This window comes from Natronococcus occultus SP4 (assembly GCF_000328685.1).
Taxonomy (GTDB): domain Archaea; phylum Halobacteriota; class Halobacteria; order Halobacteriales; family Natrialbaceae; genus Natronococcus; species Natronococcus occultus.
The window spans coordinates 1,554,113-1,575,872 of sequence record NC_019974.1 but is presented as its reverse complement, the minus strand read 5'-3'; the positions used below and the strand labels follow the sequence as shown (position 1 = coordinate 1,575,872).

The window sequence follows — 21,760 nt, the reverse complement described above, 5'->3', positions numbered from 1 at the left end:
GGAGGGACGCCGCGAGAGCGGGCTCGGTCGATTCGCGCTCGGGTTGCGCCCGCTCGCGTTCGCCGGTTCGGTGATCGCCTCGGTCGTGACCGGAGTCGGTCTGGAACAGTCGCTCGTTCCGGCAGCACTCGTCGGCGTCCTCGCGGCGTATCTTATAAGATCGGCTAGCCGTAACTACCGGTATGGTCCAAGAGTCCGATTCCGAACTCGACGCCGGCGACCCCGCACCCGACTTCGAGCTCGAAGGCGCCGACGGCGACACGTACTCGCCCGAGGACTTCGCCGACAGCGAGGCCCTGCTGGTCGTGTTTACCTGCAACCACTGTCCGTACGCGGCGGCGAAGTTCGACCTGCTGAACGAGCTGGCCGACGAGTACGACGCGGTCTCGGTCGTCGGGATCAACCCGAACGACGCCGCGGAGTACCCCGAGGACTCCCTCGAGAAGATGCGCGAGTACGTCGCCGACGGGACGATTCAGTACGACGCCTACCTCCGCGACGAGAGCCAGACCGTCGCCCGCGAGTACGGCGCGGCCTGTACGCCCGACCCCTTCCTGTTCGAGCGCGCGGACGGCGAGTTCCGGCTGGTCTACCACGGTCGGCTCGACGACGCCCTGAACCCCGAGGACGAACCCACCCGGTTTCACGTCCGCGAGGCCATCGAGCGCGTCCTCGCCGACGAAGACGTCGACCTCGAGTGGCAGCCCTCCCAGGGCTGTTCGATCAAGTGGGCCGACGACCGGTAGCGACGCGACGATCGCATCGCTGCGGGACCACAAGAGCTTACTGCGCGGCCCCCCGTCGATCTGACAGGTCCCATCGCCATGGCCGCCGTCCCCTCCAGCGCGTCGCTGCCGCTCGGTTTAACGCTCCAGCCCGACGGCGTCGAGTGGATCCAGGAGACGTATCTCGACGCGTTCGGTGCTCAGCTGTTCGCGACGATCCTGCTGGTACTGCTGGTCCTGCTCGGCGCCACGAGCGCCTCCAGGGTCTACGACGCGATCCGCAGTCGGTACGGGCCGAAGCTCGGCGAGATCGTCTCGATCCTCATCCTGGGGGTCGTCGTCGCCGTCGTCGTCTACAGCTTCAGCGCGATCTGGGGCGTGTTGTTCGTCCTCGAGTTTACCCTCGAGTCCGCGACGATCGACCGGTGGGAGGCCGCCCAGCAGATCATCACGCTCGGGATCGCCATCACCGCCTATCTGGCGATCCGCTTTGTCAACCGGTCGATCGACACGCTCGCGGAGACGAGCGCGGTCACGAAACACCAGAGCGAGGTCGCCCACCACGTCGCCGACGTCACGATCATCGCTGCGGCGGCGACGGTGATCCTCTCGCTGTGGGGGATCAACCTCACGAACATCTTCCTCGGGGCGGGCGCGATCACGGCGATCGTCGCGCTAACCGCCCGTGAGACGCTGGCAGCGATGCTCGCGGGGTTCGTCCTGTTGTTCTCCCGGCCGTTCCACGTCGGCGACTGGATCGAGGTCAACGAGACGGGCGGGATCGTCACCGACGTCACGATCTTCACGACCAAGATCCAGACCTTCGACGACAAGCACGTGCTGGTCCCCAACGACGAGGTGACGAGCAGCCAGCTGACGAACTACTCGCGGAACAACCAGCTCCGGGTCGAGGTCGAGGTCGGTATCGACTACGACGCCGACGTGAGACGGGCCCGAGAGATCATCGTCGACGCCGTCGAGGACTGCGAGATCGTCAAGGACTCCCCGAACCCACAGGTGATCACGAAAGCCTTCGGCGACTCGTCGATCCTGCTCGAGTGTCACGTCTGGATCGGTAACCCGACGAAACGCCGGACCCACGACGCCAGGACGGCGGTCATCGAGTCCGTCGCGGACGCGCTCGACCGGGAAGGAATCTCGATCCCCTACCCACACCGGGTCCACTCCCCGCGGGGTGAGGGATTCCGCGTCGAGAGTGCGCCCCGCGAGGAGGCCGGGATTTCGACGACCGACGACTGACGGCCGACGACCGACGACCGGCTACCGTCGGCACCCCACGCGTCGCTACTCGACGCGAATCTCGCCTTCCATGCTGCCGTGGGGTCGACAGCGGTAGGCAGCCATCTCCTCGGTCGCGGTGATCGAGAGGAGCTGGTCGTCGCCGGGGTCGTCGGTGAGGTCGGTCTCGTAGTCCTCGACGACGTCGCCGTTTTCGTCCCAGATCTCGATGTTGTGTCTGGTGCCGTCACCTTCCGTCCAGCCGATCTCGTACTCCTCGCCCGCCTGCAGGATCAGCGTCGGGTTCTGTTCGTCCGCAATCGCCTCGGGCTCGATCCCGACCCAGCCGCTCGTTCGTCCGTCGAACAGGATCGTCGTTCCGGGATCGATCTCGTAGCCGTCGACGTCCTCGTCCTCGTCGTCGCTCGCTTCGTCGTCGTCACCGTTCGAGCCGAAACAGCCCGCAGTCGCCGTCACGAGGACGGTGCTGCCGATCGCTTTCAACGTCGTTCGTCGTGTCGGTCGCGTCATGAATTCCGTTGGAGACGAGAGCACAGAACGGTATCGATGACTCCCACGGATCGGGAACGGTCCGGTCGGGTCGACCGTCCGGAGCTACTGCACGGCGCGTCGGTACTGGATCGGCCAGGACTCGGGCTCGTCGGCCAGTTCGTCGGCCGCCCGGAGCCCGAAGTACGGATCGCGCAGGAACTCCCGGCCGACGAGGACGAGGTCCGCGCGGCCGTTTTGCACGATGGCCTCGGCCTGCTCGGGTTCGGTGATCCCGCCGACCGCGCCGACGGCGATCCCGGTCTCCTCGCGGATCTGCTCGGCCAGGGGCACCTGGAAGTTCGGCCCGCCCGGCGGGTTCTGGTCGGGGTGGAGCCCGCCGGAGCTGACGTCAACCAGGTCGACGCCGAGTTCCTTGAGGTCACTGGCCAGTCGAACGGATTGCTCGATGTCCCAGGACGGGCGGTCCGCGAGCCAGTCGGTACCCGAGATCCGCACGAAGACGGGTTTGTCGTCGGGCCAGACCTCCCGGACCGCCGTGACGACCTCGCGGACGAACCGCGTGCGGTTCTCGAAGCTGCCGCCGTACTCGTCCTCGCGGTGGTTCGTCGCCGGCGAGAGGAACTCGTGGAGCAGGTAGCCGTGGGCCGCGTGGACCTCGGCGATCTCGAAGCCGGCCGCCAGCGAGCGCTCGGCGGCCGCGCGGTAGGCCTCGACGACGTCCGCGATGTCGTCGTGGGTCGCCTTCCGGATCGATGGATCGTCGCCCGGGAACGGCGGATACCCCGACGGGGACGGCGAGAGCACTTCCCAGCCGTCGTCGTTCTCCTCGGGGTGGATCGGGACGTTGCCCTCCCAGGGACGGGTCTTGCTGGCCTTGTGGCCCGCGTGGGCCAGCTGGATCGCGGGGACCCCGCCCTGCTCGCGGACGAACTCGGTGATCGGCTCGAGCGCGGCCGCGTGCTCGTCGCTCCAGATACCCAGGTCGGCGGGCGTGATCCGCCCGCGGGGCTCGACGGCCGTCGCCTCGGTCATCACGATCCCCGCGCCGCCGACGGCGCGGCTGCCGAGGTGAACCCGGTGCCACTCGGTCGGCAGCCCGTCGGGCTCACAGGAGTACTGGCACATCGGCGAGACGGCGAGCCGGTTCGGTACCTCGACCTCGCGCATCGATAGCGTCGAGAACAGTTCTGACATCGACCGCGGGTAGCCGCTCTCGGGGGTTAACGACCCCGAAAACCGAGGCTCTTGCCGGTGTGAGCTACGAGAACGGACCCCTTATTCCCTTCGCAGCGACAGTGCGGGTATGAGCAGCGACTTCATCGATCGGTTCGACGCCGACAGCCCCGTCCTCGGAATGGTCCACCTCCCGGCGCTTCCCGGCGCGCCCGGGTACGACGCGGACGGCGGCCGCGAGGCGATCCGCCGTCGCGCCCTCGAGGACGCCCGCACCCTCGTCGATGGTGGCGTCGACGGGATCGTCCTCGAGAACTTCGGCGACGCGCCGTTCTATCCCGAGGACGTGCCGACCCACACCGTCGCGGAGATGACCGCGATCGCGACCGCAGTTGCCGAGGCCGTCGACGTCCCGCTGGGGATCAACGTGCTCCGCAACGACGCCGAGGCGGCGCTGTCGGTCGCCGCGGCTGCTGGCGCCGCGTTCGTCCGGATCAACGTCCACGTCGGGGCCGCCGCGACCGACCAGGGCGTGGTAGCGGGACGAGCCCACGAGACGCTGCGCCTGCGGGAGCGCCTCGACGCCGACGTCGACGTCCTCGCGGACGTCCACGTCAAACACGCGACGCCGATCGGTGACGGCGACGTTCGGCGGACGGCCCTCGAGACCGCCGAGCGCGGCCGCGCCGACGGGGTGATCGTCTCGGGTTCCGGAACGGGCGCGGCGACGCCACTCGAGGACGTCGAGGCTGTCGCCGACGTCCTCGGCGGGGGAGACGGCAAGACGTCCGTCCTCGTCGGCAGCGGCGTCACTCCGGAGACGGTCGGTGACTGTCTCGCAGCCGGCGCTGACGGCGTCATCGTCGGCACCGCGCTCAAGGAGGGTGGCGAGACGACGAACCCGGTTTCGGGCGAGCGTGTTGCCGAACTCGTCGCGGCCGCTTGCGAGCGTGACACCCGAACGTAGCGCTCGGCGATGGTAACGGCGAAAACGGCACTCGGCAGGAGAAACGGTCAGTCCTCGATCTCGGTCGGCAGGGCGTCGTCGGGCTCGTCGGCGGTGTTCTCGGAGACGGTGCGGCGGTTGGCCTCGCTGACCCGATCGGCGACGGTGGCGACCATCTCCTCGAGGATGTCCTGGACCTCGCTGTCGTCGTCCTTGACGAGCGTGCCCTTGCTGCCCTCGGCGCCGAAGTCGGGGTGGATCGGGACGCGACCGACCAGCGGGACGTCGTACTTCTCGGAGATCCTGTCGGCGCCCTCGGTCCCAAAGAGGCCGTGCTGGTCGCCACAGCTCGGACAGATAAAGGAGCTCATGTTCTCGACGATCCCCAGCACGGGCGTGTCGTGTTTATTGAACATCTGGACGCCCTTGCGGGTGTCGTCCAGCGCCATCTCCTGGGGGGTCGTGACGACAACCGCGCCGGTTACCGGCATCGACTGCAGCAGGTTCAGCGTCGCGTCACCCGTCCCCGGCGGGAGGTCGACGATGAGGTAGTCGAGTCGGCCCCACTCGACGCCCTCGAGAAACTTCATCATGAACTTGTTGACCATCGGCCCACGGAGGATGGCGGGGTCGTCTTCCTCCTCGGTCATAAAGCCCATACTGATCACGCGGACGCCGTCCGAGCGGGGCGGGACGATGTCCTCGTTGGGCGTAACGCCTGGATCGCTCTCGACGGGCAGGATGCGGGGGATGTTCGGCCCGTGGATGTCGGCGTCGAGGATGCCGACCATCGCGCCGCGTTTCTCGAGCCCGGCGGCGAGGTTGGCCGCGACGGTCGTCTTGCCGACGCCACCTTTCCCCGAGGAGACCGCGATGACGTTGCGCACCCTGGGGAGGACCTCGTCGTCGAAGCCGTGTTCGGCGCCGGCGTGAGCCCGCAGGTCGGGCTCGAGGCCGGCCTCCTCGACGACCTCCCGGACCCGGTTGCCGATCTCCATCTCGGCGGGGGCGTAGGGCGTGTTGAACGCGAGCGAGATCCGGGCGGTCTCGTCGTCGATCGTGACGTCGTTGACCAGACCGAGCGTGACGATGTCCTCGCCGACGTCCGGATCTTCGATGCCCTCGAGTTTGATCTTGAGTTCGTATTCTGTGATGCTCATACTGTGTCGGGCTGTGCTCGGAAATCGGTAGGGTGTGCAACGGGATACGTGTGATGGTTCGGACCCTGAAAAACCAGCCGAGAACGACGAACGGGGGCGAACGCGGCGCTAGATCGCTATCGACCCAAAAAAGCAAACAAGTGATCGACGGAGTAGTTCCGGACGCCGTCGGGTCAGGGGCCCGGCGAGCCGAGCGGCTCGGGCATCCCGCCGTAGAACACGATCCCGATGATGACGGTCAGGATGAACATCCCGATCCACATCTGGGCCGTGATGCCGACGAGGTAGCCGACCCCGAGCAGTCCGGTGCTCGTATCCCGGGGTTCGCCGAGGAACCACGCGGCGACCATCACGTAGACGGGCACGAGGACGACCCCGAAGATCAGGTAGGTCCCGATGTTGGGGAACCCGGTCAGCCCCTCGGTGCCACCGTACCCGTGGTACATGATCTGCGAGAGGGCGGTTGCGATAGCCGGTGCCGAAATCATGCTTCAACCTCCGGCTGCTTCGCACTTTCCTCTACCGGTTCGTGTTCGGAGTCGTGACCGTGGCCGTGATCACCACGAAGGTGTTCGATCGCGTGGAGCTCGACCACCGGGATGACCTTCGCCACGACCAGGAAGAACAGGACGACCATTCCGATCGTTCCGGCCAACGAGAGCAGCTCGATCGCGCTCGGGAAGTAGTCCCCCGGGACGGCGTCGTAGATGTTGAAGGTGGGGTACCAGAAGCCCGAGAGGACGAAGTAGAGCTTCTCGGTCAGCGTCGCCAGCAGGACGATGACGCTGGCGACCATCGCCCGAAGCTTGGTGAAAAGTGACGGACGGATCGTCGTCGCGAAGATAAACCCGAGCACGCCGAGCACCGACAGGATCGGCACGTAGTACAGCGGGTTCGAGAACTTCCCTTCGGTTGCTGTCGCGTGGTCGACCGTCGCGTGGAAGCTCCCCGCGGTGAGCTGCTGGAGCTGGAGCCAGAGGAACAGCAGACAGAAAAACCCGAGCCACAGCAAGAGCCCGCGGAAGATGTCGTCGGTGATGATGTGATCCCAGTCGTAGGCCTTACGGAAGGCGGCCGACAGCAGGATGACGCCGCTGATCGCGGAGGTCAGCGCGATGGTGAGGAACTGCGGCCCCTGGACCCCGCCGAACCAGCCCGGGTAGTTCGGAAGCACCGCGAACAGCCACGGAATGACACCGCCGTGCAACAGGAGCGGCGCCATAATGATGATCGCGAGGGCAACCCACCAGACCATCCGATCGATGACCTTGTCCTCTTTCTCGGAGTAGCCGATCGTCAGGACGTTGTAGATCAGATCGAAGCGGTCCGGCAGCTGGTCGCGCAGTCGCGTGACGTCGTACCGGATCGTTAGCGCGAGGTAGGTCGCGGTCAGCACGAAGTAGGCCGTGATGACCGTCACGTCCCACACCAGCGGCGAGTTATTGACCGTGATGTGGTAGTGGCCGAGGACGCTCGTGACCATTCGGTCCGGGCGCCCCATGTGGACGATAATGTAAAAGCCCGCGGCGGAGAGTCCGGCGAGGGTCAGCAGCTCGGCCAGGCGGGCGACGGGCATGTACCGATCCATGCCGAGCAGTCGCACCGCTGCAGAGAGGATAATGCCGCCGTGGGCGATCCCGACCCACCAGATGAACGCGCCGATGTACAGCCCCCAGGTGACACCGCCGCCCGAGCCCCAGTCGGAGAGCCCGGTGACAGCCATCCCCTCGGACAGCTGGTAGGCCCAGCCGACGAGGAACGCACCAAGCGCCAGGGCGGCGAGGGCGAACACGATGAAGTACGTCTTGGAAACGTTCTGGATCGGGCGGAGGATGTCCGCTTCGGTCGGCGACTTGGTGCTCATAGCGACACCCCTGCGTCACCGACCGTCTGCTCGTCGAGGACGTCCTTGCGGTTGTCGACGGCGTCGACCGACTCGCCGTCAGCGCGTTCGTAGCTGATGTCCTCGTAGTTGACGCCGGTCCCGGTCGGCTCGACCTGTTCGGCGCTCGGACCGGGTTCGTTGCCGAGGTAGATGATGTTCGGGTTGGTACCCTGATCCTCGAGGAGCTTGAAGTTCGAGGTCGGCGTTCCGGCGAACTGCTCGAGGCGGACCTGTGCCGCCTGCTCGTCGGGTTCGAACTCGTCTTCGTCGTCTTCGTCCTCGTCCTCCTCGTCCTCGTCCTCCTCGTCTTCGTCCTCCTCGGCGTCGTCGTCGTCGGCGTCGCCGGCGTCGTCGGCCTGATCTTCGGCCTCCTCCTCGTCGTCAGCGCCGTTCTCCTCGTCCTCGGGTTCGTCGGCGAGGTCGAGCTGGGCGAGAACCTCCTGGCTGGTGAGGTCGAGTCCGTGGTCCTCGAGGACTGCGAGGGCGTCCTGGACGTCCTCCTCGAGGTCGGCGACGTCGCCGTCGCCCTCGGCCATCTCGTCGCCACCGGTGATCTGGACGGCGACCATCAGGCTTAGCTCCTCATCGTCGAGGTCGGTCGCGTCGAGGACCGACTCGAGGTCATCGTCCTCGCCGTCGAGCTCCTCCTCGAGCTCGTCGGCCGACGGCGGGTTGATCCGTGCAAGGGTCCGCCCGCGGGCCGGGTTGCTGGCGTAGAGCTGGGGATCGTCGTTCGGATCGTTCATGTTCCCGAACTGGATCGCGTCCGGCGGACAGGCCTCCTCGCAGGCGGTCGTGCCGACCATCTCGTCGCCCATCTGTCCGTCCTGTCGGGTCGGACACATGGTACACTTGCTCATCGTGCCACGCGGCGCACGGCTGTCGACCCAGCGTTCGCTGCCGTAGCCGTCGTCGGTCGTCATGTGATCGCCCTCGTGATCCTCGTGGAACTCCGCGATCTCGTCGGTCGAGATGTCGGGCTCGTCCCACTGGAAGTAGTTGACACCGTAGGGACAGGCGACCTGACAGTACCGGCAACCGATACAGACGTCGTAGTCGGTCAGCACGAGGCCGTCCGAGTCCCGCGTGTGGCGGGCGGTCGTCGGACAGACCTTCTCACAGGGCGCGTCGGTACAGTGCTGGCACGGTCGGACGAGCCGGGTTGCGGCCACACCGGCGTCGCGAGCGCCCTCTGCCTGGACGTTCTCGGAGGCGCCCGGGTCCTCGAACTCGAGGACGTACATCCAGTTGACGCCCTGGTCGAGGTTGTTCTCGGAGGAACAGGCAGTCACACAGGAGAGACAGCCGTCACAGCGCTCGAGGTCGATAGCCATCCCCCACTGGAGGCCCTCGCCCTCTTCCTCGCCGGGCGCGCCGGCCTCGCCCTCCTCGTCGTCCTGGGCGGCGACGGCTTCCTGTTGCCCGTCGTCGACGGTCGCCCAGGCGCCGAGTCCAACGGCGGCGGCGCCGGCGCCCATCTTCTTCATCACGTCACGGCGGGGCTCTTCGCCGTCGCCCTCGAAGCGCTCGAGCATACTGGCGACGGTGCCTTTCGCTTCCTCCTGGGCCTTCTCGTAGGCCTCCTGGGTCGGACGGTTGTCCTCGCCGAACTCCTCGAGGACGTCCTCGTGGTACTTCTCGTGGAACTCGGCCTCGGAGAGTTCGCCACGGGTAACCCGCATGGCGTCCTCGGCCATCGCCATCCCGAGGTCGGTGTCGTACTCGGTGTCGTCGAGCATCCCCTCGAGGTCGTTCTCCCACTCCTCGCCGAGCGGGTGGAACGATTCGTCGTCCGCACTCATTCCCCGAGAACACCTCTGGTCGAGTCCGATCGATTACACGTCGGGACAAAGTTGAATACAGCCATATCTGTAGCCTCTATCCCGCAGTCGCAACTAGATGGTGTTGAACCATCGAGCTGATTTCCAACTTCTGAGAACGATTGCGAACATGTTCGCCTATACTTTAGTTACAGGGACCGAAACTGATTTATCGAGGCGATATATGGTACCGATTCTCACTAGCACGAACTCGGGATCGATCGCGAACGTCCTCGGAGAAAGAACGTCCTCGGAGAAACTCACCCGCTCGCGAGCTGTTCCTCGAGCCGATCTTCGCCCGGCAGGTCCTCGACGAACTGTTTGACGATCGCCTCCTCTGCCCGGTGGAGCGTCTCGCTACAGGTCGATTTGGCGATTCCGAGGTGGCCGGCCAGCTCGGTCAGCGAGCACCGCCGGGGCGTGTCGTAGTACCCCGCGTCGACGGCGGCCGAAACGACCTCGAGCTGGCGCTCGGAGAGGAGCTGGCTCTGGTGAAGCCGCTCTTGCACCCGCTCGATACGGTACTGGAGTCCGAACTGTTCGAGCTGTTCGGCCAGTTCGGCGAGGCGTTCGCGCGAACCCGTGACCTCGATCGTCGCCTCGCCGTCCTGAATCTCGACGGGGAGCTCGATCGGGATCCCCGACTCCCTGGCCGAAAACAGCAGGAGGGGCGCCGTTGTTTCGAAGTGGATCGTTGCCTCCCGCTCGCTTCGCTGGACGACCGTGAGCTCGAGGACTTGCGGGTGGGTCTCGATTTCGGCGACCATCTCCGGTACGGACGAGCCGGTGATCCGAACGAGCGCGAATCCGGACTCGCTGCCGGGAACGGCTGCGAGGACACGAAACGTCGCCGCCGGATAGGCCGTCGACACCTGCTGAATCCAGACCTGTTCGGGCATCGTGACGGTGAGTGTTGCGTGGGCCATGCGAACCTGTTCGGCTCGGACCTAGGGAGGAGGATGACAATAGTACCCTTACGATTCCTACGTCGTGGGAATGGAGCGTACAGGACCGCTCCCGACGAGTGGCGCTGCGATCGAGGTCTCGGTCGAGAGGCGTCGGCGGGTCCTCGCCCGACTGGACGGCACGCCGCGACGCCGTAGACGGCGACCGATCCGCTACGGCCTACGTGTCAGTCGGCACCCGCGAGGTGGTCACACAGCAGCGCTATCGTCTCCGCGGGCCGCTCGTGGGGCACCCAGTGGCTCGTCTCCGGCAGCCGCTCGAGGCGGCCGCGCTCACAGAAGCGAACGCTCTCGAGTCCCAGCTCGGGAACGAACGCGTCGTCGTCCTCGCCCCAGATCACGAGCGTCGGCTGCTCGAGGGAGTCCCGTCGCCGTTCGGGCGGGTGTCGCGCGATCGCGCGGTACCAGTTTAGCGGCCCGCGCACCGCTCCCTCGCGACGCCACGCGCGTCGGTACTGGGACAGCTCCCGTTCGGTGAAGGTTCCCTCCGCCGCGGTTCCCTGGAGAGCGTCCTCGAGCAGTCGGAAGTCGTCGAATCGACACAGCCGCTCGGGTAGCCAGGGGAGCTGGAACGCCATCGCGTACCAGCCGCGCCTGAGCTGTTCGGGGTTCGACAGGAGCTGCTGGCGGTAGGCGGTCGGATGTGGCGCGTTGACGATCCCGAGCCGATCGATCCGGTCGGGGTACCGGTACGCGAGGTCCCAGGCGACGACGCCGCCCCAGTCGTGACCGACGACGTGAGCGCTCTCGCGGCCCTCGCTCGCGATCAGCTCGGCGACGTCCCGGGAGAGCTCCGCAAGCCGGTAGGCTCGAACCGACCGGGGTTTCTCGCTCAGGTTGTACCCCCGCTGGTCGGGGACCACGACCCGGTAGCCGTCCTCGACCAGCGGCTCGATCTGTTCGCGCCACTCGTACCAGAACTCGGGAAACCCGTGTAACAACACGACCAGCGGATCGTCCGGGTCACCGGCGACGACGGTGTGTAGCTCTACTCCGTTGACGACCCGCGAGGACGACGTCGCTCCCCCGGACGGGAGCAACGACGCGTCCGTCTCGGTGGCTGGTGCTGTCGCGGTCACGTCGGGACGTCCGGGCCGGAGGCCCATCTGCGTACCCCCCGGCGAGCGCCGGCCGTGGCGACCGATCTCGCTGCGGACGTGCCTTCGTCCTCGTTCAGATGACGGGGCTGCCCTCGGCCTCGAGGAGTTCGTGGTACCGATTGCGGATCGTCACTTCGGAGATGCTGGCGACCTCGCTGACGTCGTTCTGGGTGACCTTCTCGTTGGTGAGTAGCGCAGCGGCGTAGACGGCTGCGGCGGCGAGTCCGACGGGCGACTTTCCCGAGTGGACGCCTTCTTCCTTGGCCGTCTGGAGGAGGCTACGGGCGCGCCGTTCGGTCTCGTCTGAGAGCTCGAGCTCGCTCGCAAAGCGGGGGACGTAGCTCTCGGGATCAGCGGGCTGGACCTCGAGCCCGAGCTCGCGGATTACGTAGCGGTAAGTGCGGGCGATCTCGTCCTTACCGACCCGCGAGACCGCCGAGATCTCGTCGAGGCTGCGGGGGGTGCCGGCCTGGCGGGCGGCCGCGTACAGCGCGGAGGTGGCGACGCCCTCGATCGAGCGGCCGGGCAGCAGGTCCTCCTCGAGGGCCCGGCGGTAGATCACGCTTGCAGTCTCGCGGACGTTCTCGGGGAGTCCGAGTGCGCTGGCCATCCGATCGATCTCGCCAAGCGCCTGCTTGAGATTGCGCTCCTTGGAGTCACGGGTACGGAAGCGCTCGTTCCAGGTGCGCAGCCGCTGCATCTTCTGGCGCTGGCGGCTCGACAGCGAGCGGCCGTAGGCGTCCTTGTCCTGCCAGCCGATGTTCGTCGACAGCCCCTGGTCGTGCATCATGTTCGTCGTCGGGGCGCCGACGCGGGACTTCTCGTCTTTCTCGGCGGCGTCGAACGCGCGCCACTCCGGACCGCGGTCGATCTCGCCTTCCTCGACTACCAGCCCGCAGTCCTGGCATACCGTCTCGGCGTGCTCGCTGTCGGAGCGCAAGCGACCGCCACATTCGGGACACTGCTCTCGCTCGTCGGTCGACTCGCTTGCCTCCTCGCGCTCGCCCGAGCGACGCTGGCCGCTCCTGGTCTGGATACGTGAGTCTGTCATCGTGGGGGAGAATCCGGCCGGGGGAGTCGACCGGAGAACGTTCTGTTCCCGTTCCACGGATCCGATGGAGTTAAATACTTCGGTCGTACTCGGGCCCGCCTGCGAGGTAACACGCCGTTACCACGACCGGACTGTCGACGGCGGTATCGAAACTCTTACTCTCCGGAGCCCGGTGGGATCTGGTATGAGCGACGACGCCGTCAGTGCCGAGGAGGTCCGCCACGTCGCGGAGCTGGCTCGCGTCGACCTGACCGACGCGGAGGTCGACCAGTTCACCCGACAGTTCGCGGACGTCCTCGAGTACTTCGAGACCCTCGACGAGGTGCCCGAGGTCGACCGTGAGGCCGACCTCACGAACGTGATGCGACCCGACGAGGAACGGGACTCGCTGGACCGGGACGCGGCGCTGCGGAACGCGCCCGAAACCGAGGACGGCTACTTCAAGGGGCCGAACGTCTCATGAGCGAGAACGTCTTCATCACCGAGGAACGCATCGAGGGCGACGACGAGGGTCCGCTTTCGGGCACGACCGTCGCCGTCAAGGACAACATCTCCACCGCGGGCGTCCGGACGACCTGTGGCTCCCGGATGCTCGAGGAGTACGTTCCGCCCTACGACGCGACCGTGATCTCGCGGCTCAAGGAGGCGGGGGCGACGATCGTCGGCAAGGCCAACATGGACGAGTTCGGAATGGGGTCGACCACCGAAACGTCGTACTTCGGACCGACGGACAACCCCGCCGCACCGGGCCGCGTCCCGGGTGGCTCCTCGGGGGGCTCGGCGGCCGCCGTCGCCGCCGACGAGGCGGATCTCGCGCTTGGCTCCGACACCGGCGGATCGATTCGCTGTCCGGCCGCCTTCTGTGGCGTCGTCGGGATCAAGCCGACCTACGGGCTGGTCTCGCGGTACGGCCTGGTCGCCTACGGCAACAGTCTGGAACAGATCGGCCCGTTCGGCGAAACCGTCTCGGACGCCGCCCGGCTGCTCGACGTCATCGCAGGTAGCGACGACCGGGACGCGACCACGCGGGACGAGGGCGACGACGCGAGCTACGCCGACGCCGCGACTGGCGACGTCGACGGACTCTCGATCGGCGTCCCGACCGAACTGCTCGAGGGTGCCGACGAGGACGTCGTCGAGACGTTCTGGGACGCGATTGCCGACCTCGAGGCCCAGGGCGCGGAGTACCACGAGGTTTCGCTGCCCTCCGTCGAACACGCCGTCGAGGCCTACTACGTGATCGCGATGTCGGAGGCGTCTTCGAATCTCGCCCGGTTCGACGGAGTGCGGTACGGTCACGACGTCGATAGCGAGGGCAACTGGAACGAGACCTTCGCGGAGGCGCGGAAGGAAGGGTTCGGCGACGAAGTCAAGCGACGGATCCTGCTCGGTACGTACGCGCTCTCGGCGGGGTATCACGACAAGTACTACAAGAAGGCCCAGGACGCCCGCGCCTGGGTCAAACAGGACTTCGACGAGGCCCTCGAGGACGCAGACGTGCTGGCCTCGCCGACGATGCCGGTGCCGCCGTTCGAGCAGGGAGAGAGCCTCGAGGACCCGCTGCAGATGTACCCCGCGGACGCAAACACCGTCCCGGTCAACCTCGCCGATCTGCCGGCGATCTCGGTGCCGGCCGGCGAGACCGACGGGCTCCCGGTGGGGCTCCAGCTGATCGGTCCGGCCTTCGGCGAGGAGCGACTGATTCGGGCTGCAAGCGCGCTCGAGTAGGCCGACGCACGTTTTTTCGACCGCCGGTGTGTGTTTCCGAGCCCGAATCGCCGACGACCAGAAGCGGTAGCGACGGCTGTTCGAGCTACCGACCGAGCGCGGCGGCGAGCAAGCGACGCCGCCCGGGCTAGCTCACTCCTCGTAGGCGAGGTTCATGATCCACTGCGAGAAGGCGTCGCTGTTTGGATCGACCTCGTCCTCGCCGATAAACGGCGAGAGCATGTCGCCCGCCATCAGCAGGGTAAAATCCAGGTCACGGGCGATCGGCGTAATGTAGTAGGTGTTGTGCCCGTTGTAGATCGTATCCTCACGGTCGACCAGCCCCTTTTCGACTAACGACTCGACGATTCGACTCCCCTTCCTGGAGGAGACGTCGAGCTCCTTCCAGAAGTCGCTCTGGTGGATGCCGCCGGTCTCACGGACGAGCTCGAGGCCGGCCCGCTCGTCCTCGCTGAGCTCGGCTTCGGTCTCGGAGACGCTCACTGCGACCACCCCGTACTCGACGCTACGGGCGCAAGTGCGTGCATACCAGTATCAGGTGGAGCGAGCCGCTTAAATGTGCCCTTCGCGGTCGTCATCCCAGTCGGGGACGGTGACCGGTTCGTAGGCCGTCTCGCAGGGCGGCCCTGGCGCGAACGCGTACCGTGGGCGGTCACCGAGTGCGATCAGCGACGAGGACTTCGTGCCGTAGCCGTCGCCGTGAACGCAGACGCCGTACTCGTGAGTCCCGAGGACGTCGCCCGCTCGCTCGAGCCAGCCGTCGACGTCCTCGTCGCAGTCGGGGGCCAGCTCGGCCCGCACCCGGCGGGCGTTTGCAGCCTGCTCGCGGGCGGCGTCGATCCGTCCGGGCGGCAGTCGGTCGGCGTCGTCGACCGGGACGTTGACCACGACGTGGACCCCCGGCTCCGGGGTCGTCCGTTCGAGCGCGCCGTTCCACTGCAGACAGACGGCGTCGCGCTCGTCGGCGATCACGAGGTAGAACCCGTCGTACTCTCGAGCCGCGGTCTCCTCGGCGACGATTTCGGCTGCCTCGCGGGCCGAACGGGCCTCCAGGACGTCGGCCACGAGCAGTCCGCGGGAGCGGTCGCCGGCGAGCTCGGGGGTTCCCCAGCGGTTCGTGACACCGGCGAAAACGCCGTGTTCGTTGTACCCGATCCAGGTGCCGCCGGCTTCCGCGTCCCGGGGTGCGACGATCCGTGGCTCCTCGCGGTAGACGCCCGGTGGCACCGACTCGCGCTCGAGGGACTCGTCGCGGTTGGCGGCGACTGCTACGGGGGCGTCCTCGAAGACCTGCCAGGCGAGTGTCAGCGTACACACGGGCGAGGATAGGAACGCGGGGCCCTTAACCTCGTTCGGAACGCCGGAAAAATTCGTTCTCGAACCGCTCGATCCGTCGTCGGGAGCCGGCGTGGCGTTACTTCGTCGCCTCTTCGAGCACCAGCGTGTCGTCCTCGAGGTAGTGCTCGAAGTGGTGGCCGTCTTCTTCCAGGGTTACGAGGATCTCACGGAGGATCTCGGCGGTCGCGTAGTCGCCGAGGTTGTCCGCGAGCTCGATGGTGTCGCGCATCGACTCGATGATGTCGCCGTACATCTCGAGGTCGTTCTGGAACATTGTGCGCACGTCGTAGACGTCCTCGCCTTCGAACTCGACGGTCGCACGCTCCTCGTGGTTCGACGGTCCGGAGACGGGGACGCCGCCCAGCGCCTGTGCGCGCTCGGCGATCACGTCGGCGCCCTCCTCGACGTGTTCGTAGGCTTCTTCGAGGAACTTGTGGAGCGGGAGGAACTCCGCGCCCTCGACGACCCAGTGGTGTTTCTTGAGCTGGTGGTACAGTACGTACGCGTTGGCCAGCTCGGTGTTCAGCGCCTCGACGACCTGCTCCGCTTTCTCCTGTTCGAGCCGGAGCTCGTTCTCCTCGACGACGTCTGCCTGCTGGCGAACGGTCTTCTGGGTGCTCATCGTACTCTAACGTACGACCGCATCGCTCTTAAAGGTTCCCCATGAAAAAACCATTTTTCCGTATTGAGAAAGATATTTTCCCCTCGGAGCAATCCTGCCGGGTGTCGGGACTCCCGACGACCCGCGTCGTCGCCCTAGCTCGGCGCTGCAAGCCGATTATCTATTGGTCTCCGTGAGCGTTCTGTAGCACATGTCAACCGACGCCAGCGGCGCCGTCTCGTTCGGACGATCGGTCGTCGACGGGATTCAGGAAAAGAACGTCCCGTTTATGGCTGCGAGCATCGCGTACCACGCGTTTATCTCGTTGATCCCGCTGCTCGTCCTCCTGTTCTTTCTCGTCTCGCTGCTCGGCGACGAACAGCTCGCGGCCGACGTCGCCGCGACGACCGAAGGCGTCCTCCCCGAAAGCGGACAGATCATGCTCGAGGACGCCCTCACCGAGTCGCCCGCAACCGCTGGCGCCTCGATCATCGGGCTCGTCACGCTCGTCTGGGGGTCGCTGAAGATCTTCCGCGGGATCGACACCGCGTTCTCAGAGATCTACGGCACCACCGGCGAGAGCTCCCTGCTCGGTGAGGTTCGGGACGGGATCATCGTCCTCGGTGCGATCACGCTCGCGCTAGTCGCGGCGTCGGGGGCGACGATCGCGTTTGCGGTCCTGCCCGACGTCCCGTTTCTCGGACTGCTGAACCCGCTCCTGTTGATCGTTGGCCTCTCGATCGCGTTTCTTCCGATGTACTACTTCTTCCCCGAGATCGACGTCTCCGTCCGCGAGATCCTTCCCGGCGTCGCCGTCGCCGCGGTCGGCTGGACCGCGCTGCAGTCGTTGTTCCAGGTGTACGTCTCGCTGGCAGCCGACTCCGAGTCGGCGGGGGCGATCGGCGCGATTCTCCTGTTGCTCACCTGGCTGTACTTCGGCGGGATGATCCTGCTCGTCGGCGCCGTCGTCAACGCGACGCGATCGGGGCGGGTCTCGCTCGAGGACGACGACGAGGCGACCGTCCAGCAACGGCGGCTCGACCGGAGCCGCCGGACGAACGATCAGCTCCGCCAGCAGATCGGGGAGCTGCGGCGGGAGCGAAACAAGCTCCGCCAGGACCTCGAGGCCCATCGGAGCCGACGATACCGCCTCGAGGACCGGACCGGCGAGCTCGAGGAGCGGGTCCGAGCGCTCGAGGCGGAGACCGAACGGCTGCAGTCGGAGCTGGAGATCCGCGACGAACCCGAGTGGAAACAGGCGCTCCACGAGGCCGCCTCCCGGATCGAGACGCTGCGGATCGGAACGATCCGCGAGCGGTAGCGCCGGAAGTCGTGAGAGCTTAGTACGAGCCCGTAGCAGTCCGGCTCGTGTCCCACCCAGTCAGGGCGGCTCGACGACGGATCCAGGCCGAGTGGCAGCCCGTCGTCCATGGGGTCGACGACTGCGCCGATCGAGTCGCCGAGCCCTGGGATACGTCCCGGACGACGAACCCGGACCGGGTCGTCGCCCCGCTAGGGAGAAGCCTCGAGGAGGCCAACCTGCTCGAGGAACTCGCGGCGTTGCTCGCCGACGTCGTCGAGGCTGCCGACTGTGAGCTGCGGGCCAGTCCGGTCCCCGCCCCGCCGTACGTCACCGTCACTAGCCGGGGACCGGTCCTTCGGGCGACGGTCGATCCCGGCCGCCTCGTGATCCGACTCGACGCCTTCGAGGTCGTTCGCGATCCGGTTCCCGCCTACCGGCGTCTCGACGGCGTCGAGGTGGACGTCTCGCTCGAGTAGACGCCACTCGACGATTTTTTGGTTGCGGTCGCGGTGGCGTGTCGCATGCATCCACGCGCAGCGACGTTCGCCGAACGGGCCCGCGAGGAGTACGGGCTCGATCCCGACGTCGAGGAGTTTCCCGAAGGTACCAAGACCGCGGCCGACGCCGCCGACGCCGTCGGCTGTGACGTCGCACAGATCGCCAGCTCGCTGGCGTTCGACGTCGACGGCTCCCTCGTAGTTTCGGTCACCAGCGGCGCGAACCGAGTCGACGAGGACGCGCTCGGCGCCGTCTTCGGCGTTCCTGCCGAGGACGTCGAGATGGCCGACCCCGAGCGGATCAAAGGGACGCTGGGCTGGTCGATCGGCGGCGTCCCGCCGTTCTGTCACGACACCCGGGTTCCCGTCGTCGTCGACGAGACGCTGCTCGAGTTCGACACCGTCTGGGCGGCCGCGGGGACGCCGACGGCGGTCTTCCCGATCGACCCCGAGCGACTGCGCCGGCTCGCCGACGCCGAACCGGCGCCCGTTGCGGACTGATCGATCGGTCCCCCAGCGGTCGGCGTCGCCGTACCCGAAAGCATTTGCGTCCTCGACGTTCATGATTTCTGTAATGTATTCGAACCCGTCACGAGCCGCTCGTCTCCTCGATCGCCCGCGCCGGGACACTGCGGATGACGACTAAGCGGACCCGTCGGACGGTGCTCGCGGCGTCGGGCTCGCTTACGATGCTCGGGCTCGCGGGCTGTTTCGGCGGCGACGAGGAACACGTCGCGGTCGAGTCGTTCGAGCTCGTCGATCCCGAGACGGGCGATTCGCTCGCGACGGTCGCAGACGACCGCTGGGAGGGTGGCCCGTTGCTCGTTCCGCTCGAGGGGACGCTCTCGGTCGGCGCCCGCGCCGAGGACGCCGACGGCGAGCTCGCGCTCGGCGGGGACGAGCCGTACCGCCTCGGCGCGGTTCCAGCCGAGGACGGAGACGACCCCGTCGCGATCGAGCCTCGCGAGGACCGTCTCGATCTGATCGGGCGCGCGACGGGCGAGACGAGGATCGTCGCGGAGCTGTGGGACGGCGACCGATTCGGCTGGGATTCGCCCGAACTCGCCGTCGAGGTCGTCGACGACTTCGAGGACGCGGCGAATCACCGCGATACCGGGACCCGCTGAACGGCTTGCCCCCGAGTCGGTTCACCTGTAACGGCTGTGCGATCGGGCCGCGAGTCTCGTCCCAACTGCAACTGTTTGTACACTGGTCACACGGATAGTTTCGTTCGCGTTCCGCGGTTCTCACTCACTTCGTCCACTCACGCGTCACGTTCGTTCCGCGCTCGCAGTCGCGGTTCTCACTCACTTCGTTCGTTCCGAACCGCGCTCGTTCCGAACCGCGCTCGCTTCGAACCGCGCTCGCTTCGAACTCCGTCCTGCCAAGCCCCCTCGCTCCGCGTGGCGACATTAACAAGATCGTTAGGTTGATTACTAATCAATCTCACTCTACACACGCTACCTAACAATGACGATGGACTCAACGCGTTCGACCCGTCGGAAGCTGCTCGCAGCGTCCGGTTCCCTCGCGGCACTCGGACTTGCGGGCTGTGTCGGCGACAACGGCGAGGACGACGAGGACGACGAGGCAGATGCGGATGACGGCGACGACGATCACGACGACCACGACGATGATCACGATGACGACCACCACATGGACGTCCAGGAGTTCGAGCTCTTCGACCACGAGTCGGAGGAACAGCTCGCGTACGTCCACGACGACCACTGGGATCACGGTCCGCTGTACGTCCCCCTCGAGGACGCCATCGCGGTCGAAGCCCACGCCGAGGACGCCGACGGCGAAGAGATCGTCTTCGGCGAGGACGAGGAGTACCAGCTCGAGGCCGAGGTCGTCGAGGGTGCCGAGGAGAACGTCGAGATCGAGTCCCACGGCGACCACGTCGAGCTAACCGGCGACGATGAAGGGATCACCGAGATCGTCCTCCAGGTCTGGCACGACGACCACTCCGACTGGGATTCCCCGGAGCTCGAGGTCGAAGTCGTCGAGGACTTCGATCCGGAGGAGAACCACGCCGAGGGTGACGCACACGATCACGACGACGACCACGATCACGACGACGATCACGATCACGACGACGACCACTAGCGACTCGATCCCGCCCTCCCGAACCCGTAACCCGACTCTCGTGTCACCTTCTCGCCCGAATCGGGCCCCCCCCCCCCATTTCACCCGCCGCGCTCGACGCCGTGACACGTTGTTATCCCACGAGCGATTGCTGCAACGAGTTATTAACTCCCCTCGTACACATAATAACTCTTTTATCCGCTCGCCCGTACCTCTACCTATGACACGGTCACGCCGCGCAGTGTTACGTTCGGGTGCCGGCGCGCTCTCCCTCGGCGTCCTCGCGGGCTGTCTGAGCGAACCCGGCGGCGAGGACGGGAACCCGGAGGAGGGGTACGCCGCTTTCTTCACGCTCGCCGACTGGACGGAACATATCGTCGGCGACGAGCTGACGATCGAGAACCCGGTCGAAACCGGAGAGATGGGTCACGGCTGGGAGCCGCCCGTCGATCTCCAGCGTGAGATCACGGAGTCGGCGTTTTTCGTCTACCTCGACAGCCCCGAGTTCGCTTGGGCGCAAGACGTCGCCGCCGACCTCGAGTCCGAGGACGTCGCACTGATCAACGGTCTCGAGGCCGTCGAGAGCCAGCTGCTCCCGATGGACCGCGAGACCGACGAGGACCGCGAGCCGGTCGCGGAGTACGACGACGATCCGGCCGCCGTCGAGATCGCGGAGTTCGAACTCTACGACGGGCGCACCGGCGAAGAGGTCGCCTACTGGCACGACGACCACTGGCACGGCGGCGTCCCCGACGTCCCGCTCGACGGGCAGATCACGATCGAGGGCGTCTTCGAGGACGCGAAGGGTCGTGTCCTCCCGCTCGGCGATGACGAGCCGTTCACACTCGAGGCCACCGTCGTCGACGGCGCGGACGAGGACGCCCTCGAGATCGAACCGCAGGGCGACCACGTCGAGTTCCACGGCCTCGAGGAGAGTCGAACGATGGTCGTCTTCGAACTCGTCGTCGACGGCGAGGTCGTCTGGGACACGAGCGCGGACAACCTCTCGGTCGCGGTCGTCGAGGACGACGGCGAAGACGGAACCGAGTTCGCCGACCCCCACGTCTGGGTCGACCCCGTCCTCGCCCAGGAGATGGTCGAGACGATCGCGGCCGAGCTGGGCGAGCTCGATCCGGACAACGCCGATACGTACGAAGAAAACGCCGCCGACTACACGGACCGGATGGACGAGGTCCACCGGCAGCTCGAGGACGTCGCCGAGAACGCGACCCGGGACGTCGCCGTCCTCGCGGGCCACCAGTCGTTCGGCTACCTCGAGGAGCGCTACGACTTCGAGATCCGAACCCCCGTCGGCGTCTCGCCCGACGCCGTCGAGTCGAGCGAGGACGTCTCCGAGCTGATCGAGGTGATCGAGGAGGAAAACATCGAGACGATCCTCTACGACCCCTTCGAGACGCCCGATCCCGAGGAGGACGTCCCCCAGATGGTCGAGGTGTTGCTCGAGGAAACCGACGCGACCGACGCCGAACCGGTTACGCCGGCGGAGGGGACCACCGAAGAGTGGAGCGAGCAGGGGTACGGCTGGGTCGAACTGATGGAAGAGATCACGATCCCGTCGCTCGCGAACGCGCTCGGAGCCGAGTAGGACACCGAAATGGAAGACATAA

23 protein-coding genes are annotated in these 21,760 nt (G+C 66.6%); 11 read left to right on the top strand and 12 right to left on the bottom strand.

Annotation, left to right across the window (positions count from 1 at the left end):
* The first annotated feature begins 182 nt into the window (after positions 1–182).
* Entirely contained in the window at positions 183–746 is a 564-nt protein-coding gene (locus NATOC_RS07735) for a thioredoxin family protein (protein ID WP_015320871.1), read from the top strand.
* A gap of 78 nt (positions 747–824) precedes the next feature.
* Complete coding sequence (locus NATOC_RS07730) at positions 825–1,985, top strand: mechanosensitive ion channel family protein (protein ID WP_015320870.1); 1,161 nt, start codon at positions 825–827, stop codon at positions 1,983–1,985.
* A gap of 45 nt (positions 1,986–2,030) precedes the next feature.
* On the opposite strand, the gene NATOC_RS07725 is transcribed toward NATOC_RS07730, so the two are convergent.
* Both NATOC_RS07725 and NATOC_RS07720 read right to left on the bottom strand, forming a co-directional pair.
* Complete coding sequence (locus NATOC_RS07725; protein WP_015320869.1) at positions 2,031–2,495, bottom strand: cupredoxin domain-containing protein; 465 nt, start codon at positions 2,493–2,495, stop codon at positions 2,031–2,033.
* An 84-nt stretch (positions 2,496–2,579) separates the two neighbouring features.
* Positions 2,580–3,671 carry an NADH:flavin oxidoreductase/NADH oxidase gene (locus tag NATOC_RS07720; protein ID WP_015320868.1) on the bottom strand — a complete coding sequence of 364 codons (1,092 nt, stop codon included), beginning with the start codon at positions 3,669–3,671 and terminating at the stop codon, positions 2,580–2,582.
* 109 nt (positions 3,672–3,780) lie between these two features.
* Here NATOC_RS07720 and NATOC_RS07715 point away from each other — a divergent pair, with 109 nt between their 5' ends.
* Positions 3,781–4,617, top strand: coding sequence for a BtpA/SgcQ family protein (locus NATOC_RS07715; protein ID WP_015320867.1), 837 nt, complete (start codon positions 3,781–3,783; stop codon positions 4,615–4,617).
* 47 nt (positions 4,618–4,664) lie between these two features.
* Here the strand turns inward: NATOC_RS07715 and NATOC_RS07710 are convergent, their stop codons facing one another.
* The 7 genes from NATOC_RS07710 to NATOC_RS07680 all read right to left on the bottom strand — a co-directional run bounded on the left by NATOC_RS07710 (position 4,665) and on the right by NATOC_RS07680 (position 12,577).
* On the bottom strand, positions 4,665–5,756 hold the full coding sequence (locus NATOC_RS07710) for an Mrp/NBP35 family ATP-binding protein (protein ID WP_015320866.1): 1,092 nt from the start codon (positions 5,754–5,756) through the stop codon (positions 4,665–4,667).
* A 173-nt stretch (positions 5,757–5,929) separates the two neighbouring features.
* A complete protein-coding gene (locus tag NATOC_RS07705; RefSeq protein WP_015320865.1) occupies positions 5,930–6,244 on the bottom strand; it encodes a hypothetical protein in 315 nt (104 codons plus the stop codon).
* Entirely contained in the window at positions 6,241–7,620 is a 1,380-nt protein-coding gene (gene nrfD, locus NATOC_RS07700) for an NrfD/PsrC family molybdoenzyme membrane anchor subunit (protein WP_015320864.1), read from the bottom strand. Before nrfD ends, NATOC_RS07705 begins: the two co-directional genes overlap by 4 nt.
* Positions 7,617–9,443 (bottom strand): 4Fe-4S ferredoxin N-terminal domain-containing protein, encoded by a 1,827-nt coding sequence (locus tag NATOC_RS07695; RefSeq protein ID WP_015320863.1) that lies wholly within the window; start codon positions 9,441–9,443, stop codon positions 7,617–7,619. The genes nrfD and NATOC_RS07695 overlap by 4 nt, the downstream gene beginning before the upstream one ends.
* A gap of 278 nt (positions 9,444–9,721) precedes the next feature.
* A complete protein-coding gene (locus NATOC_RS07690; RefSeq protein ID WP_015320862.1) occupies positions 9,722–10,387 on the bottom strand; it encodes a helix-turn-helix domain-containing protein in 666 nt (221 codons plus the stop codon).
* A gap of 206 nt (positions 10,388–10,593) precedes the next feature.
* Positions 10,594–11,532, bottom strand: a complete 939-nt coding sequence (locus NATOC_RS07685; RefSeq protein ID WP_015320861.1) for an alpha/beta fold hydrolase — start codon at positions 11,530–11,532, stop codon at positions 10,594–10,596.
* A gap of 67 nt (positions 11,533–11,599) precedes the next feature.
* Positions 11,600–12,577, bottom strand: a complete 978-nt coding sequence (locus NATOC_RS07680; RefSeq protein ID WP_015320860.1) for a transcription initiation factor IIB — start codon at positions 12,575–12,577, stop codon at positions 11,600–11,602.
* 184 nt (positions 12,578–12,761) lie between these two features.
* Between NATOC_RS07680 and gatC the strand changes: the two genes are divergently transcribed.
* Both gatC and gatA read left to right on the top strand, forming a co-directional pair.
* Entirely contained in the window at positions 12,762–13,040 is a 279-nt protein-coding gene (gene gatC, locus NATOC_RS07675; protein ID WP_015320859.1) for an Asp-tRNA(Asn)/Glu-tRNA(Gln) amidotransferase subunit GatC, read from the top strand.
* The gene (gene gatA, locus NATOC_RS07670; RefSeq protein WP_015320858.1) at positions 13,037–14,305 is read left to right on the top strand and encodes an Asp-tRNA(Asn)/Glu-tRNA(Gln) amidotransferase subunit GatA; all 1,269 of its coding nucleotides are present in this window, start codon (positions 13,037–13,039) and stop codon (positions 14,303–14,305) included. The genes gatC and gatA overlap by 4 nt, the downstream gene beginning before the upstream one ends.
* A 132-nt stretch (positions 14,306–14,437) precedes the next feature.
* Here gatA and NATOC_RS07665 read toward each other — a convergent pair whose 3' ends face one another.
* The 3 genes from NATOC_RS07665 to dpsA form a co-directional block, all read right to left on the bottom strand.
* Positions 14,438–14,788, bottom strand: coding sequence for a helix-turn-helix transcriptional regulator (locus NATOC_RS07665; protein ID WP_049888705.1), 351 nt, complete (start codon positions 14,786–14,788; stop codon positions 14,438–14,440).
* Between the two features lie 69 nt (positions 14,789–14,857).
* A complete protein-coding gene (locus NATOC_RS07660) occupies positions 14,858–15,622 on the bottom strand; it encodes an NRDE family protein (protein WP_015320856.1) in 765 nt (254 codons plus the stop codon).
* Positions 15,623–15,719: 97 nt separating this feature from the next.
* Positions 15,720–16,265 carry a DNA starvation/stationary phase protection protein DpsA gene (dpsA, locus tag NATOC_RS07655; protein WP_015320855.1) on the bottom strand — a complete coding sequence of 182 codons (546 nt, stop codon included), beginning with the start codon at positions 16,263–16,265 and terminating at the stop codon, positions 15,720–15,722.
* A gap of 190 nt (positions 16,266–16,455) precedes the next feature.
* On the opposite strand from dpsA, the gene NATOC_RS07650 reads away from it, so the two are divergent.
* The 6 genes from NATOC_RS07650 (at position 16,456) to NATOC_RS07625 (ending at position 21,738) form a co-directional block, all read left to right on the top strand.
* A complete protein-coding gene (locus NATOC_RS07650; RefSeq protein WP_015320854.1) occupies positions 16,456–17,565 on the top strand; it encodes a YihY/virulence factor BrkB family protein in 1,110 nt (369 codons plus the stop codon).
* 47 nt (positions 17,566–17,612) lie between these two features.
* The gene (locus tag NATOC_RS07645; protein WP_015320853.1) at positions 17,613–18,023 is read left to right on the top strand and encodes a hypothetical protein; all 411 of its coding nucleotides are present in this window, start codon (positions 17,613–17,615) and stop codon (positions 18,021–18,023) included.
* A 45-nt stretch (positions 18,024–18,068) separates the two neighbouring features.
* Entirely contained in the window at positions 18,069–18,545 is a 477-nt protein-coding gene (locus tag NATOC_RS07640) for a YbaK/EbsC family protein (RefSeq protein WP_015320852.1), read from the top strand.
* Between the two features lie 134 nt (positions 18,546–18,679).
* A complete protein-coding gene (locus NATOC_RS07635; RefSeq protein ID WP_015320851.1) occupies positions 18,680–19,171 on the top strand; it encodes a hypothetical protein in 492 nt (163 codons plus the stop codon).
* A 343-nt stretch (positions 19,172–19,514) separates the two neighbouring features.
* Complete coding sequence (locus NATOC_RS07630; RefSeq protein WP_015320850.1) at positions 19,515–20,153, top strand: hypothetical protein; 639 nt, start codon at positions 19,515–19,517, stop codon at positions 20,151–20,153.
* A gap of 199 nt (positions 20,154–20,352) precedes the next feature.
* Positions 20,353–21,738, top strand: coding sequence for a metal ABC transporter solute-binding protein, Zn/Mn family (locus NATOC_RS07625; protein ID WP_015320849.1), 1,386 nt, complete (start codon positions 20,353–20,355; stop codon positions 21,736–21,738).
* Positions 21,739–21,760: the final 22 nt, after the last annotated feature.